13 protein-coding genes, 1 tRNA gene and 1 pseudogene are annotated in these 14857 nt (G+C 71.5%); 11 read left to right on the top strand and 4 right to left on the bottom strand.

All coding sequences use genetic code 11. The features are described from left to right. Positions 1 to 10: 10 nt before the first annotated feature. The 3 genes from GA0070560_RS04590 to aceE all read right to left on the bottom strand — a co-directional run bounded on the left by GA0070560_RS04590 (position 11) and on the right by aceE (position 5213). Positions 11 to 928: a hypothetical protein gene (locus GA0070560_RS04590; protein WP_245675351.1), complete on the bottom strand. Its 918-nt coding sequence runs from the start codon at positions 926 to 928 to the stop codon at positions 11 to 13. Then, positions 925 to 2214, bottom strand: coding sequence for a choice-of-anchor B family protein (locus GA0070560_RS04585; RefSeq protein WP_091291671.1), 1290 nt, complete (start codon positions 2212 to 2214; stop codon positions 925 to 927). The genes GA0070560_RS04590 and GA0070560_RS04585 overlap by 4 nt, the downstream gene beginning before the upstream one ends. A gap of 260 nt (positions 2215 to 2474) precedes the next feature. Beyond that, positions 2475 to 5213 carry a pyruvate dehydrogenase (acetyl-transferring), homodimeric type gene (aceE, locus tag GA0070560_RS04580; protein WP_091291669.1) on the bottom strand — a complete coding sequence of 913 codons (2739 nt, stop codon included), beginning with the start codon at positions 5211 to 5213 and terminating at the stop codon, positions 2475 to 2477. 234 nt (positions 5214 to 5447) lie between these two features. Between aceE and GA0070560_RS04575 the strand changes: the two genes are divergently transcribed. The 11 genes and pseudogenes from GA0070560_RS04575 to GA0070560_RS30210 form a co-directional block, all read left to right on the top strand. Further along, on the top strand, positions 5448 to 5852 hold the full coding sequence (locus tag GA0070560_RS04575) for a YjbQ family protein (RefSeq protein ID WP_170839273.1): 405 nt from the start codon (positions 5448 to 5450) through the stop codon (positions 5850 to 5852). Positions 5853 to 6118: 266 nt separating this feature from the next. Further along, positions 6119 to 6592, top strand: a complete 474-nt coding sequence (locus GA0070560_RS04570) for a MarR family winged helix-turn-helix transcriptional regulator (RefSeq protein ID WP_091291665.1) — start codon at positions 6119 to 6121, stop codon at positions 6590 to 6592. Positions 6593 to 6771: 179 nt separating this feature from the next. Then, entirely contained in the window at positions 6772 to 7506 is a 735-nt protein-coding gene (locus GA0070560_RS04565) for a ZIP family metal transporter (RefSeq protein ID WP_170839272.1), read from the top strand. 111 nt (positions 7507 to 7617) lie between these two features. Next, positions 7618 to 10323, top strand: coding sequence for a transketolase C-terminal domain-containing protein (locus tag GA0070560_RS04560; protein ID WP_091291663.1), 2706 nt, complete (start codon positions 7618 to 7620; stop codon positions 10321 to 10323). A 111-nt stretch (positions 10324 to 10434) separates the two neighbouring features. Continuing rightward, positions 10435 to 10872 carry a DUF3052 domain-containing protein gene (locus GA0070560_RS04555; RefSeq protein WP_091291661.1) on the top strand — a complete coding sequence of 146 codons (438 nt, stop codon included), beginning with the start codon at positions 10435 to 10437 and terminating at the stop codon, positions 10870 to 10872. Positions 10873 to 10953: 81 nt separating this feature from the next. After that, positions 10954 to 11421: a peroxiredoxin gene (locus GA0070560_RS04550; protein WP_091291659.1), complete on the top strand. Its 468-nt coding sequence runs from the start codon at positions 10954 to 10956 to the stop codon at positions 11419 to 11421. A gap of 83 nt (positions 11422 to 11504) precedes the next feature. Next, a tRNA-Val gene (locus tag GA0070560_RS04545) sits at positions 11505 to 11576 on the top strand. Between the two features lie 213 nt (positions 11577 to 11789). Next, complete coding sequence (locus GA0070560_RS28585; RefSeq protein WP_170839258.1) at positions 11790 to 12191, top strand: hypothetical protein; 402 nt, start codon at positions 11790 to 11792, stop codon at positions 12189 to 12191. After that, entirely contained in the window at positions 12085 to 12333 is a 249-nt protein-coding gene (locus GA0070560_RS30040) for a GNAT family N-acetyltransferase (protein WP_091291657.1), read from the top strand. Before GA0070560_RS28585 ends, GA0070560_RS30040 begins: the two co-directional genes overlap by 107 nt. 819 nt (positions 12334 to 13152) lie before the next feature. Continuing rightward, positions 13153 to 13353, top strand: a complete 201-nt coding sequence (locus GA0070560_RS04535) for a hypothetical protein (protein WP_139131436.1) — start codon at positions 13153 to 13155, stop codon at positions 13351 to 13353. After that, positions 13266 to 13613 (top strand): annotated as a pseudogene (locus GA0070560_RS30210) (hypothetical protein); the annotation flags it as partial. The gene GA0070560_RS04535 and the pseudogene GA0070560_RS30210, both read left to right, overlap by 88 nt. Positions 13614 to 13894: 281 nt before the next feature. Here the strand turns inward: GA0070560_RS30210 and GA0070560_RS29310 are convergent. Beyond that, on the bottom strand, positions 13895 to 14767 hold the full coding sequence (locus GA0070560_RS29310) for a hypothetical protein (protein WP_245675350.1): 873 nt from the start codon (positions 14765 to 14767) through the stop codon (positions 13895 to 13897). Positions 14768 to 14857: the final 90 nt, after the last annotated feature.

Raw genomic sequence — 14857 nt, 5'->3', positions numbered from 1 at the left:
GGTGCCGGAGTCACGCGGTGACGGTGAACGCCGCGACGTGGACGACGTCACGGTGCCGGAACTCGAAGAACAGTCGGTAGGTGCCCGCCGACGGCACCGTCACGCCGAACGCCACCACCGACTCGGGCCGGCTCGCCGCCGCCGGGTGCACGTGCAGGTAGGCCAGGTCACCGTGGCGCAACGCCACCAGGTGCCCGTACGCGCCGAGGTGCGGTTGCAGGTCGTCGACCGGCCGACCGTCGCGGCCGAGCCACACCAGCACCTGGTTCGACTCGCCGGGACGCAGGCCGCCGTCCAGGGTGACCGTGTAACCGTCGACGAGGATGGTCTCCTGCGGCTCGGCCGCCGGGCGGGGCGCGTACCGGCCGGGCACCGGCACGTCGACGCCCAGGGTGACCTGCCGGGCGGCGCCCTGCGGCCAGAAGTCGGCGATCGCCCGCAGCGGCCCGGGCGCCTCCGGGGTGACCGGGGCCCGCCAGGTCCCGTCGGCGGCCATCTCCGGGTGCACGTGCCGGTAGCCGGTCAGGTCCCGCCCCACCAGGACCAGGTGCATCAGCCGCTCGTGGTTGAGCTGGAACCGGGTCACCGGCGCGCCGGCCGCGTCGGTGATACGGAAGACCAGCTCACCCGGGCGGCCGGCGGTCAGGGCGGGGGTGTCCAGCACGAGGGTCCAGCCGTCGTGGGAGACCTGCAACCCGGCCGGGCCGTGGTCGGCGTGGGCGGCCGGGCCCGGCGTCGCGGACCGGACCGGCGCCGGCGTGGCGCCGAGCCGTCCCGCCACGAAGCCGAGCGCCAGGGTCAGCCCGAGGACCAGGGCGGCGGCCAGGTACCGGTGCACCCGGCCGCCGTCCGGGCGGGGGCGCCACTGGGACGCCCCCTCGGCTCGGTCGAGGGCCGGCAGCACCGGCCGGTCACTGGTCGCGGTCACGACAACCGGGGCTGGAGGACGAAGAGCCCCTGTTCGATGCCGCTGACCACCACGGTTCCGCTCGGGAAGTACGGGTAGACGCTCCACGCCCCGTTCATCGAGCTGCTGTTGCTGGACGGGTAGACGTCGAAGTACCCGGCCTCCGTCGCGCGCCCGGCCGCCACGTCCCGCAGGTCCAGGATGCGCAGCCCGGCCCGGTAGTTGGCCTGGTAGCTGTAGTTGCCCTTGACGTACTGGTTGTGGTCGGTGGCCCGGACCCCGGTCGGGGCGCTGTAGGTGCCGATGTGCCGGGGCGCGTCCAGGTCGGCCAGGTCCCAGATGTAAGTCTGGGTGTTCACCCCGCGCCGGGACTCGTCCAGCTCGTCGTCGAGCAGGAAGTACCGCTGGTCCCCGGTGAACCAGCCCTGGTGGGTGTACGCGCGGCCGGTGTAGCCGATCCGGGCGAGCTGGCGGGGCGCCGACTTGGTGGTCACGTCCGCCACGGTGACGGTGTCCTCGTTGGAGCTGACGCAGATCTCCCGGCCGGTGTAGGTGGTGTCCGGGCCGCGGTAGACGACGCACTGGGTGTCGTGGGTGTACCCGTCGGTGCTGACGCAGCCGGCCTGCACCGGGGACTTCGGGTTGCGGATGTCGACCATGTGCAGCCCGCCGGAGCAGGTGTTCGACCCCACCGCGTACGCGTACCCGGTCTCCTCGTTGATCGCGATGTTGTGCGAGTTGCCGAACCGGTTGTACTGCGCGTCCGACGTCCAGGTCTTCGGGGTGGTGACGCCCCGCAGCCGGGTCAGGTCGAAGACCTGCATCCCGTGGCCCGACACGTCGGCCACCACGTACGCGTGGTTCCGGTAGACCTTGATGTCCCGCCAGATCGCCGTCCGGTTCTGGTACGCGGGCAGGTTGCCCAGGTAGACCGGCGCGGTGGGGTTGGACACGTCCACGAACGAGGTGCCGTTGCGACGCCCGACCAGCGCGTACTCCTTGCCGGTCTGGCTGTCCGTCCAGCCCCAGATGTCGTTGGCCTGGCTGCCCCCGATGGTGCTCAGCGGCATGAACGACAGCAGGTCGACGTTGCGGCAGGGATACCCCGCCGCCTGCCCGTTGGTGCAGGTCGCGGCCGCGGCGGCGGCCAACTGCTGGGTCGGTTCGCGCTGCGCCATGAACTCCTGGGCCGAGGCACGCCCGGCGGGCGTGTCCGGCGAGTGCGCCACCGTGGGCGTCCCCGACCCGAGCATCGACACCGCCAGGGTGCCGACCGCCAGGGCCATTCCGATCCGGACGACTCTCATGCCGTCTCCCCACCGTCGCGCCCGGCGTGGCGTCGGGGTCCCGAGCGGTGGGTGGACGGGCGCGACGGGGAGGTCCACCGGACCGGCCCGGGGCGACGCGGCATCGCGTGGCGTCCCGGACGCGCCGACATTTATCGAGAATTGTGGATGCGATGGGTCGGTGTGGGCAAGCAGCGTGGTGGATACCGGTTGCGTCATACCGCCGCGCACGCGAAGGGGCCCGGCGCGCGGTGCGCCGGGCCCCTGCGGGTACGCGTGCGTCAGGTGTCGCCGCCGGTCTCGCCGACCGGGGCCGCGTTCACGTCCTCGATGGCGTACTTCTTGGCCGCCTCGGCCGGCACGTTCGCCGGCACCGTGCCGCGCAGCGCGAGCTGCCGCAGCGTCGCCACCGCCACCGACTCGGCGTCGACGTGGAAGTGCCGGCGCAGCGCGTGCCGGGTGTCCGACATGCCGAAGCCGTCGGTGCCGAGCGAGGTGTAGTCACCGGGCACCCAGCGGGCGATCAGGTCCGGCACCGCGCGCATCCAGTCGCTGACCGCGACCTTCGGCCCGTCGGCGTCGGCCAGCTTCTGCTGCACGTACGGCACCCGCGGCTCGTCGCCGGGGTGGAGCAGGTTGTGCTCCTCGCACAGCACCGCGTCGCGGCGCAGCTCCGTCCACGAGGTCACCGACCAGACGTCGGCGGCCACCCCCCAGTCCTGGGCGAGCAGCTGCTGAGCCTTCAGCGCCCACTGCATGCCCGTGCCGGAGGCCAGGATGTTGGCCTTCGGACCGTCCACCTGCGGGGCCGGCGAGTACCGGTAGATGCCCTTGAGCAGCCCCTCGACGTCCACCTCGGCCGGCTCGGCCGGCTGGTGGATCGGCTCGTTGTAGACGGTGAGGTAGTAGAAGACGTTCTCCTGCTGCTCGCCGTACATCCGGTGCAGGCCGTTCTCCACGATGTGCGCGATCTCGAACGCGAACGCCGGGTCGTACGCGACCACCGCCGGGTTGGTGGCGGCGAGCAGCAGCGAGTGGCCGTCCTCGTGCTGGAGGCCCTCACCGTTGAGCGTGGTCCGGCCGGCCGTCGCGCCGAGCACGAAACCGCGGGTCATCTGGTCCGCCGCCGCCCAGAAGCCGTCGCCGGTGCGCTGGAACCCGAACATCGAGTAGAAGATGTACATCGGGATCATCGGCTCGTCGTGCGTGGCGTACGAGGTGCCGGCGGCGGTGAACGAGGCCACCGAGCCGGCCTCGTTGATCCCCTCGTGCAGGATCTGCCCGGCGGTGGACTCCTTGTACGACAGGAACAACTCCCGGTCGACCGAGGTGTACCGCTGGCCGTGCGGCGAGTAGATCTTGGCGGTCGGGAAGATCGAGTCCAGGCCGAAGGTGCGCGCCTCGTCCGGGATGATCGGCACCCAGCGCTTGCCGAACTCCTTGTCCTTCATCACGTCCTTGAGCAGGCGGACGAAGGCCATCGTGGTGGCCACCTTCTGCTTGCCCGAGCCGCGCTTGATGTCGGAGAACCGCTCCGGGCCCGGAATCGCCAGCGACTTGAACGTGGTCCGCCGCGACGGCAGGTAACCGCCGAGCTGCTGACGCCGCTCCTTGAGGTACGCCATCTCGTCGGAGGACTCACCCGGGTTCAGGTACGGCGGGAGGTACGGGTTCTCCTCCAGGACCTTGTCCGGGACGTCCAGGTAGAGCCGGTCGCGGAAGAGCTTGAGGTCCTCCAGCGTCAGCTTCTTCATCTGGTGGGTGGCGTTTCGGCCCTCGAAGTGCGAGCCGAGCGTCCAACCCTTGATCGTCTTGGCCAGGATGACCGTCGGCTGCCCGGTGTGCTCGGTCGCCGCCTTGTACGCCGCGTAGAGCTTGCGGTAGTCGTGGCCGCCCCGCTTGAGGTTCCAGATCTCGTCGTCGCTCAGGTGCTCGACCATCTTGCGGGTCCGCTGGTCGCGGCCGAAGAAGTGCTCCCGCACGTACGCCCCGGACTCCGCCTTGTAGGTCTGGTAGTCGCCGTCGGGCGTGGTGTTCATCAGGTTGACCAGCGCGCCGTCGGTGTCCGCCGCGAGCAGCGGGTCCCACTCCCGGCCCCAGACCACCTTGATGACGTTCCAGCCGGCGCCCCGGAAGAACGCCTCCAGCTCCTGCATGACCTTGCCGTTGCCGCGGACCGGACCGTCCAGGCGCTGGAGGTTGCAGTTGATCACGAAGGTGAGGTTGTCCAGCTCCTCGCGGGCGGCCACGCCGATCGCGCCGAGGGTCTCCGGCTCGTCCATCTCGCCGTCGCCGAGGAACGCCCAGACGTGCTGGTCGGAGGTGTCCTTGATGCCCCGGTGATGCAGGTAGCGGTTGAACCGCGCCTGGTAGATCGCATTCAGGCCGCCCAGGCCCATGGACACGGTGGGGAACTCCCAGAAGTCCGGCATCAGCCGCGGGTGCGGGTACGACGGCAGCCCGCCGCCCGGGTGGGACAGCTCCTGGCGGAACCCGTCGAGCTGGTGCTCGCTGAGCCGGCCCTCCAGGTACGCGCGCGCGTACATGCCGGGGGAGGCGTGGCCCTGGTAGAAGATGTGGTCACCGCCGCCGGGGTGGTTCTTGCCCCGGAAGAAGTGGTTGAAGCCGACCTCGTAGAGCGAGGCGGAGCTGGCGAAGGTGGAGATGTGCCCGCCGACGCCGATCTCCGGGCGCTGCGCCCGGTGCACCAGCATCGCCGCGTTCCACCGCACGTACGCCCGGATCCGCCGCTCGACGTGCTCGTCGCCCGGGAACCACGGCTCCCGCTCCGGCGGGATGGTGTTGATGTAGTCGGTGGTGGTCAGCGACGGCACCCCGACCCGGCGCTCGCGGGCCCGCTCCAGCAGGCGCAGCATGACGTAGCGGGCGCGTTTGGCCCCGCGCTCGTCGATGACACCGTCGAGCGACTCGACCCATTCGCCGGTCTCTTCAGGGTCGATGTCCGGAAGCTGGCTCGGCAGACCAGCGGTGATCACCGGGCGCTTGCGTTCCGTAGCCACAGGCGTTCCCTCGGTTGTGTGTGTGGGATAGGTCTCTAGCGCCATCCTGCCCCCTGTTGGCACCCGTCGTCACGCCCACCGCCCGGAGACGCGACGCTCGACACAGGTACCCACCAGTAACTTTGTGCGACCGAGGGCTGCGCCGCCCGGCGTCCCGCGTCCGCGGCGCCCGTCGGCGGAACCGGGGAGACTCGGACGACGGCAACTCCTGAGCGGTGGGGCAGAATGCGCCGTATGCGTAGTGAGGTGATCAACGTCCGGACCGGTTCCCGGCCCACCGTCCTGGACATCACCGCCGAGGCCGAGCGGTTCGTCTCCGGGCAGGGAGACGGGCTGCTGCACGTCTTCGTGCCGCACGCCACCGCCGGCCTGGCGATCATCGAGACCGGCGCGGGCTCCGACGACGACCTGCTGCGGGCCCTGGACGACCTGCTCCCCACCGACGACCGCTGGCGGCACCGGCACGGCTCGCCCGGGCACGGGCGCGACCACGTGCTGCCCGCGTTCGTCCCGCCGTACGCGACGCTGCCGGTGCTCGGTGGGCGGCTCCAACTCGGCACCTGGCAGTCGGTCTGCCTGGTCGACACCAACGGCGACAACCCGAGCCGCCAGGTCCGCTTCTCCTTCCTTCCCGGCTGACGTCCGCCCCGGGGGCGACCGGCAGGCATGAATCCCGGGCCGCGCGCCGTGACCTCTCCTTCCTGGAAAGAGTGGCCACGCGACCACTGCACAGCCACTCTTTCCAGGAGGCTGCGCGGCCGTCGGGGCGTGAGGGGCGGGAACCCTGGCCCCGGCTCGCCGTCGGCCTGTCGATGACGACCCGTGGGCTTCATGATCGGCAAGGCTGGTTGACCCATTAGACAGTGGAGCAGGTCAACTGTTGCGGCCTGCGTACCATTGTCGGCATGACAGGCAGCGTCGGGGTCGACCCGGGTGACCGCGCCGAACTGGCCGGCGACGCGGTCCGGCGGATCATGCACATCGCCGCCGCCATCCGGCACTACCAGGACGTCGACATCGCCGGGCTGGGGCTGACACCGGCCGCCGCGCGCGCCCTGCACCAGCTCGACCCGGACCGTCCGTCGCCCGCCCGCGACCTCGCCGAGCAGCTGCGCTGCGACCGGTCCAACGTGACCGCCCTGGTCGACAAGCTGGAGCAGGCCGGCCTCGTCGAACGCCGGGTCGACCCCGCCGACCGGCGGCAGAAGACGCTGGTCGTCACCGAGGCGGGCCGCCGGATGCGGGAGCGGGTGCACCGGGTGATGTCCGACTCCCGGCTGCTCGCCCCGCTCAGCACCGAGGAGTTGGCCGTCCTGCGCGAGCTGGTGTGGAAGGTCTCCGACGGCGGCTGCCCGGAGCCGTCCGACCGGCAACGGTGAGGCAGTTCGGCAGGGCGGTGCAGGCGGCGGTTGCCGTCCGAGGACGGAGTCTCACCACGGTGACCGTGTCGCTGCGGTAGGTATGGAGACGGGTGTCGACCCGGGCCGGTCCGATCAGCCTTGCAGTCCTCGCTCGGGAGAGGGCCGGCAGCACCCGGATCGAGGACGGGAGGTGGGCGTTGCCGACACTCGTGTGGATCGTCCTGGCCGGCTCGGCGATGACCGCGCTGGCGCTGTCGGGCAGCCTGACGTTCATCCTCCCCGACCGGATCTTCGACCGGATCGTCCTTCCCCTGGTGGCGCTGGCCGCCGGTTCATTGGTCGGCGGCGCGCTGTTCCACATGCTGCCCGAATCGGTCTCGGCGCTCGGCAACTCCCTGGGCGTCTACGTCTGGCTGGCCGCCGGGCTGCTGGCCTTCCTGATCCTCGAGCAGTACCTGCACTGGCACCACTGCCACCGGCCGGTCTCCGCGCACCGTCCCGTGGGATATCTGATCCTGGTCGCGGACGCCCTGCACAACCTCATCGGCGGGTTGGCCATCGGCGCGGCCTTCGTCACCGACATCCGGTTGGGGATCGTCACCTGGCTGGTCGCCGCAGCCCACGAGATACCGCAGGAGATGGGTGACTTCGGCATCCTGGTGCACAGCGGCTGGAGCAGGGGACGCGCGCTGGTCTGGAACGTGGTGTCCGCCTCCACGGTGCTGCTCGGCGCCCTCGCCGCCTACGCCCTGTCCGGCCACCTCGACGTCGCGGTGCTGATCCCGTTCGCCGCCGGCAACTTCATCTACATCGCCCTGGCGGACCTGGTCCCCGAACTGACCACGAAACCGGCCGCACACGACAAGGCCATCCACACCATCGGGTTCTGCGCCGGCCTCGCGCTGCTCCTGGGCGTCGCCGTGGCCACCTGACGGGCGGACAGGAGCCTCGCGCCAGGTGGCTGTGGTGCACGGCGGTGTGAGCCCGTCCGGCGGACCGTGTCTGAGTGGGCGACTCTGGCCTCCGTCGGTAATGCTGATCGCGTGACCACCCCGCAAGATCTCGACGACCGGTTCCGGGAGACCCTGGGCGCGCTGCCCGAGCCCGAGCGGCGGCGTGACCCGGCCGAGCCGGTGCGCGCCGGCGCCGCGCTGACCGGGCGGCACCTGCTCGCCCTCTTCGACGCCCAGGTCACCAGCCGCCAGCTCGACCTGGCCGGACGCTGGCTGCGCAGCTTCGACGAGGGCTACTACACCATCGGCTCGGCCGGTCACGAGGCCAACGCGGTGGTCGCCGCCGCGCTGCGCCCCACCGACCCGGCGCTGCTGCACTACCGCTCGGGAGCGTTCTACTGCACCCGTGCCGCCCAGGCCGCCGGCGAGTTCCCCGCCCCGGGCCCCGCCGACGGCACGCCCACCTCCAGCGGCTCCGCCGCTGCCGACGGCCCCGCCGACGGTGCGCCCGCGGCCAGTGGCTCCGCCGCTGCCGACGGCCCCGACGACGCGGCCGACGACGGCCCCGACGACAACGTGGCGGACCCGACAGGCGGCGGGCCGGAGCCGACCGCCGGTTCCGGGCCCGCCGTTCCCGCCGTCACCGAGGCCGCCGTGACGGCCGGGTACCGGGTCGGGGCGGACGGCACCGCCGAGGCGGTGACCGTCGAACTGTCGGCCGGTGCGGCAGCCGCCGACGACGCGGCGGTTGCGCGCCCCACAGCCGGCGCGGACCCGGGGCAGCGTGGAGAGGCCACCGCCGAGCCCGCCGTGGCCGACCGCGGACCGGGCGGGCCCGGCGACGACGCGTACGCGGCCGCGGCGCGGGACGTGCTGCGCGGCATGGTGGCCTCGGCGCAGGAGCCGATCGCCGGGGGTCGGCACAAGGTCTTCGGTCGGGCCGACCTGGCCGTCGTGCCGACCACCTCGACGATCGCCTCGCACCTGCCCCGGGCGGTCGGCCTCGGACTCGCCCTGGAACGGCTGCGCCGGGTCGAGAGCGCCGGCCGGCGTGGCGGCGACACCCCGCTGCGCTCGCCCTGGCCCCGGGACGCCATCGTGGTCTGCTCCTTCGGCGACGCCTCGGTCAACCACGCCAGCGCCACCGCCGCGCTGAACACCGCCGGCTGGTACGACCACACCGGACTGCGTATCCCGGTGCTCTTCCTCTGCGAGGACAACGGCCTCGGCATCAGCGTCCGCTCGCCGGAGGGCTGGGTCGAGCGGGCGTTGCGGGCACGTCCCGGGGTGCGGTACTTCGCCGCCGACGGCGAGGACCCGGTCGGGACGTACGCGGTGGCGGCCGAGGCCGCGGCCTGGGTGCGGCGGCACCGTCGGCCGGCGGTGCTGCACCTGCGCACGGTACGGCTGATGGGACACGCGGGAGCCGACGCCGAGACCGCGTACCGCAGCACCGCCGAGATCGCCGCCGACGAGGCGCGCGACCCGCTGCTGGCCACCGCCCGGATGCTGGTGGAGGCGGGGATGGCCACCGGCGAGGAACTGCTCACCCGGTACGACGAACGCGGCTGGCAGGTCCGCCGGATCGCCGAGGAGGTGCTGGAGGAGCCGAAGCTGGGCAGCGTCGCCGAGGTGGTGGCCCCGTTGGCGCCGCGCCGGCCGGCCCGGGTCGCCGCCACGGTGGCCGAACTGGCCGCCCGGGCCGCCGGGCCGGGCGCGGGGATGCGCGCCGAACTGTTCGGCGGGAAGCCGCCGGAGCTGGCCGGCCCGCTCACCCTCGCGCAGAGCGTCAACGCGGCGCTCGCCGACGCCATGCTCGCCCACCCCGGCATGGCGGTCTTCGGCGAGGACGTCGCCGCCAAGGGCGGGGTGTACGGGGTGACGAAGGGGCTGCGGGAGAAGTTCGGCGCGGCCCGGGTCTTCGACACGCTGCTCGACGAGACGTCGGTGCTCGGGCTCGGCCTGGGCGCCGGGCTGGCCGGGATGCTGCCGGTGCCGGAGATCCAGTACCTGGCGTACCTGCACAACGCGGAGGACCAGGTGCGCGGCGAGGCGGCCACCATGCAGTTCTTCTCGCAGGGTGCGTTCCGCAACCCGATGGTGGTGCGGGTGCCGGGGCTGGCGTACCAGGAGGGCTTCGGCGGGCACTTCCACAACGACAACTCGGTGGCCGTACTCCGGGACGTGCCCGGTCTGGTGATCGCGGTGCCGGCGCGGCCGGACGACGCCGCGCCCCTGCTGCGGACCTGCCTGGCCGCCGCGGCGGTGGACGGCACGGTGAGCGTCCTGCTGGAGCCCATCGCCCTCTACCACGTCCGTGACCTGTACGAGCCGGGCGACGGCGAGTGGCTGGGGCAGTACGCCGAACCTGGCGCGTGGGCGGCCGGGCACGTGCCGATCGGCCGGGCCCGGGTCTACGGCGTCGGCTCCGCCGAGGACGTCACGATCCTCACCTTCGGTAACGGGGTGCGGATGTCGCTGCGGGCGGCGGCCACCCTCGCCGACGAGGGGATCGGCACCCGGGTGGTGGACCTGCGCTGGCTGGCCCCGCTGCCCGTGGCGGACATCATCCGGGAGGCGTCGGCGACCGGCCGGGTGCTGGTGGTGGACGAGACGCGCCGCTCCGGCGGGGTGGGCGAGGGGATCATCGCGGCCCTGGTGGACGCCGGGTATGTCGGAGCCGCGCGGCGAGTAGCCGCAATTGACTCGTTTGTACCATTAGGCCCGGCGGCACGTCAGGTTCTGGTCTCCGAGGAAGCCATCACCCAGGGTGCCCGCGCCCTGCTGGCACGGTAAATTCCGTTCCACCCGGTGCGCCACTTGCGCGGAGGGCCGCAACTGTGTGGACTTGGCCCGACGGCGTCGACGACGCCGTCGGGCGAGGATGAGATGAGGAGGCACGCGACAGTGAGCGCGACCGCTGGTCAGGCCGCCGACGGGGTACGCAGCCTGGCGGACCGGTTCGGGATCGAGCCGGGGATGGTCGTCATGGAGATGGGGTACGACGACGACGTCGACGCCGATCTCCGCGACGCCCTGACCGACCGCTGTGGAGATCTGGTCGACGAGGACACCGACGAGGTGGTCGACGCGGTGCTGGTGTGGTACCGCGACGGCGACGGTGACCTCTTCGAACTCCTCGTCGACGCCCTCGGCCCGCTGGCCGACGCCGGTGTCGTGTGGCTGCTGACCCCGAAGGCCGGCCGCGACGGGCACGTCGAGCCGAGCGAGGTCGCCGAGTCGGCGCAGACCGCCGGCCTCCAGCAGACCTCCACCGTCAACGCCGGACGGGACTGGAGCGGCGCCCGCCTCGTGCTGCGGCGCGGCTCCAAGGGCAAGAAGTAGCCCGAGCGCCGTCACCCGGCGGCAGCCGCCGCCGGGTGTGGCAGGCTGATGTCACCTCCAGAATCGACCCAAGGAGCTCGCATGCCGATCGAGGTTGGCGCCGAGGCGCCGGACTTCGTGCTCAAGGACCAGAACAACCAGGAGGTCCGGCTCTCGGACTACCGGGGTAGGCGCACCGTGCTGCTGGTCTTCTATCCGCTCGCCTTCACCGGCATCTGCCAGGGTGAACTCTGCGAGGTGCGGGACAACCTCAACGAGTACGTCAACGACGACGTCCAGGTCCTCACCGTCAGCGTCGACTCGGTCTACGCCCACAAGATCTGGGCCGACAAGGAGGGCTACCAGTTCCCGCTGCTGGCCGACTTCTGGCCGCACGGGGCGGTCGCCCAGGCGTACGGCGTCTTCAACGACGTGGCGGGCATCGCCAACCGGGGCACGTTCGTGATCGACAAGGCCGGCGTCGTCCGGTTCGCCGAGATGAACATGCCGGGGGAGGCGCGCGACCAGCAGGGCTGGCGCAAGGCCCTCGCGGAGGCCGTCGCCGCCTGACGCCCCACCGGGCACACCGTTCGACCGGGCCGGAGGCCGGCAGGTAAGCTTGCCAACCTCCGGCCCGCCGTACGGGGCGTTCCGGGCGCGTAGCTCAGTGGGAGAGCACTCGCCTTACAAGCGAGGGGTCGCAGGTTCGAAACCTGCCGCGCCCACCCTTCACCGCCCCGAGAAGATCACTTCCCGGGGCGGTGACAGCAGTGGTGCATGTGGGAGTCGCCCGCCGAGACGCCATCCCAGCCCTGCTCCTCAGCCGCGACGGCCAGATCGACGAGTATCCGGGGTCAGCGAAAGGTCCGACATTCGGCAGACCGACAGCGTAGCGAGGCACCTCGCCAACCCTAGTTCGCTCGAAGTGGGCGGGCATCGTGGTGCTGGGCGATGCCGGTATTGCCACCGCGCCGGACGCTCTGACCGCCCGGTTCTTGCGGGAAGCGCTCGCTGACCGGCCGGTGCGTTGTGCCGTTGCCGAGGAGCGATGGAGCGGTGAGCCCGGAGTCGTCGACGTGCTCGGTCCCGCCGCTCTGGCGTACTTGGACGAGAAGGACTTCAGGCCGGCGATGGCGGCTGCTGACATCGAGCGGATGCTCCCCGGGCATCCCGATCTCGGTGCACTATTGGCAGGCGTCTCCGAGGGCGAGGCCGCGGAGAGCGGTATCGACGATGTCACGTCGTCTGTTTTTCGTGATTCGGGACGGTGGGCGGGTGGTGGCAGCGGCTGGTTACCGCCGGTGGCCAAGCTCGGTCGCTCACCTGGGTGTGCTGACTAGCTCCGACTGTCGGGGCCGAGGGTTGGCCGGCGCGGTGGCCTCCGCAGCGGTGGCCGAGGCGCTACGGAACGAACTACTACCGCAGTGGCGGGCGCGCCCCGAGCCTTCACGACGGCTCGCTCGCCGACTCGGGTTCTGCTAGCTCGGAGATCAGATAAGCATCCAGATCGTGGCCGACCATACTGACAGCAACAGTGACCGCAACAGCGCCAAACGCCAGGAGCCAGGGGAAGCCGCCGACGTACGTTGACCTGAAAGCCAGCACGGGCAAGGACGCCGCCAGACATCAGGGTGATCTTCACGTCGGCGTGGCGGGCGATGGCCTGGACGACGTGCGGCGGGACGCCCGACTCCATCCGAGGCGAGCGCCGCCGGCTGTCGGCGATGTCTGTTCTCCATGCCTGTGCGGATGTGTCCGGCGTTCACCAGCCCAGTGCGGGCTCGCCCGTGACCTGTCCTCCTACTGCTGCCGCGAGGTCGTCTGCGAGCTCGGGTCTGGCCGGATGGACGTGTACGTAGAGACTGTGGCCGGGCGGCGCCGGAGCGTGCCACAGTTCGCACCCGTTGATGGCGAGTTCGAATCCGCTCCGGTCGTGTTCGCTCGGCCAGCAGGTGTCCCACGAGATCGATGCAGGGTCCGTGTGCGCCGCTGCGAGGAACGCGTCGATCGAGGTGTTCGGAGGGTGTTCGGGTGTGGAGACCTCGGCGCTGATCGGTGGCACTTGACCACCAGCCCGCACGGGCGCGATACCGCTGCTGCGCCGGGCGCTCCGGCTCCAGGACGGCCGGGGCTGCGTCGGCGGCTCGCGGTCCGTGGGTGGTTGCGGTAGGCCGTCCCGCCTGCCATCGACTTGGCATACCGACGGCAGGGGGTCACCGAGTGTGTGTTTCGTCGGCGGTCACAGGGCCGTGCAAGTGACCGAGTTGGCTCGGGATGGCAACCGACGGACAATCGCAGGCCATGGACGAGTCCCTGCTTTGGGTGTGGATCATGGTCGCGTTCATCGCTCTGGTGTTCTTGATCAATGTGCGGGATGTTCGATCTTCGCGTCGCGGCGGCCACCCGGTGAGCATGTGGAGGCTCGTCGGCAGCGGCCTGCTGCTGTTGGTGGCCTTCCCGTACGCCGTCTGGGAAACAGCTGTGGAACTGCTGCCGTCGTAGGGGGCATAGGCTCAAACCTGTCGCGCCCACACAACGACCAGCGGACAGAATCGGGCCGCCGGATGACGGGCGGCCAAGTCGTCTCAGTCGTCGTCTCGGTCCGTCATCCCGGAAGCGGTGCCGATCCGAGGCCGGAGGCAGGCCCGGTCACCAGAAGCCCCGCGGCCGGCCATTTGGACTTCCGAGCCGGCGTCCTGGTCGAGCCGGACTGCGACGGCACGACGGTCACCGTGGCCACCCTGGCGGCGAGCCGGTCCCGGTCCGGCCGCGCCTACCTCGCCGCCGTACGCCTGGTGCACCCACTGGTGGTCAGGGCGATGCTGCGCCACGCCGGCCGGACCGCCGTCGCCCCGTGGCGGTCCGGCCGGCCTCGCCCGGACACCTGCCTGATCACATGCCACCGGGTACGCAGCGGCGGAGCCATCCTGGCTCGCCGGCACGACGGCCAGGGACCGGCGCGACGTCACCGCCCCGGACCGTGGAGCGGCCGAGCGTGGGTGGTCCGCATCGGACGTCCGACGCGGACCACCACACCGGCGGGTCAGCTCGCGCAGACGGCGTACGCGCGGACCTTCCAGTTGCTGCTGAAGCCGTTCTCGTCCTCGGCGGCAGCGACCCTGACCGTGGTCGAGGTCGTGGGCCGCATCTCGGTCAGGCGGACCTGGCCGTCACCGCCGAGGATCTCGCCGCCCACACCGTGCACCCGGGTACCGCTGGGGCAGGTGGCCGTGACCGACCGGGTCGCGGCGGAGCTGTAGACGCTGTCGTTGGTGACACGCTTCTCGCCGGGCAGCGGGTCCGCGCAGATCGCGGTGGCGTCCAGCCACCACGTCTTGTCGAAGCCGGTGCCGTCCTCGGCGCCGGCCACCACGACGCTGCTCTGGTGGATGCGCAGATCCTCGAGGACGACCTCGCTGTTCGACGCCCCGACGACCGCGCCACCGACCCCGATGGCATGCTTGCCGAGCGGGCAGGACTTCTCGAACCAGTTGGACGAGCCGAAGCTGGTCGCCGAACTGCCGGACACGGTCACCAGGCCCTTGGGCGCCGGGGCGCACACCGCGCTCGCCGTGACCGCCCAGTTGCCGGCGACGCCGTTCTCGTCCTCGCGTCCGGTCACCGAGAACGTGGTCCCGCCGATCAGTGGCTTCATGATGTCCATGCCGACCTGCCCGAGCCCCGAACCGGTGATCGCGCCACCACCGCCAATGACCACGGTGCCGGCCGGGCAGGTCGCGTTCTGCGACTTCGCGAAGCTGTTGCTGGGACCGGTCGTGGTCTTGATGCTCAGGCCGGGCACCGCCGCCACCGGGCCGGTGAGGGCCAACTGGCCGAGCACGAGCGCGCTCAGCGCGGACCCGACGAGGGCGGGGGTGCGACGCGACCACCGGATACGGTTCGATCCTTCTCGCATGGTGTCTTCCTCTCCTACGGATGTTCGGTGCGACACCGGTAGGAGCGCGCCCGGGTCGGGATGCCAACAGAAAGTTCCGAAGAAAAAATT

The organism is Micromonospora halophytica (genome assembly GCF_900090245.1).
Taxonomy (GTDB): domain Bacteria; phylum Actinomycetota; class Actinomycetes; order Mycobacteriales; family Micromonosporaceae; genus Micromonospora; species Micromonospora halophytica.
Note: the sequence above shows the minus strand (reverse complement) of the source record. Positions and strands in the feature narration are given on the sequence as shown.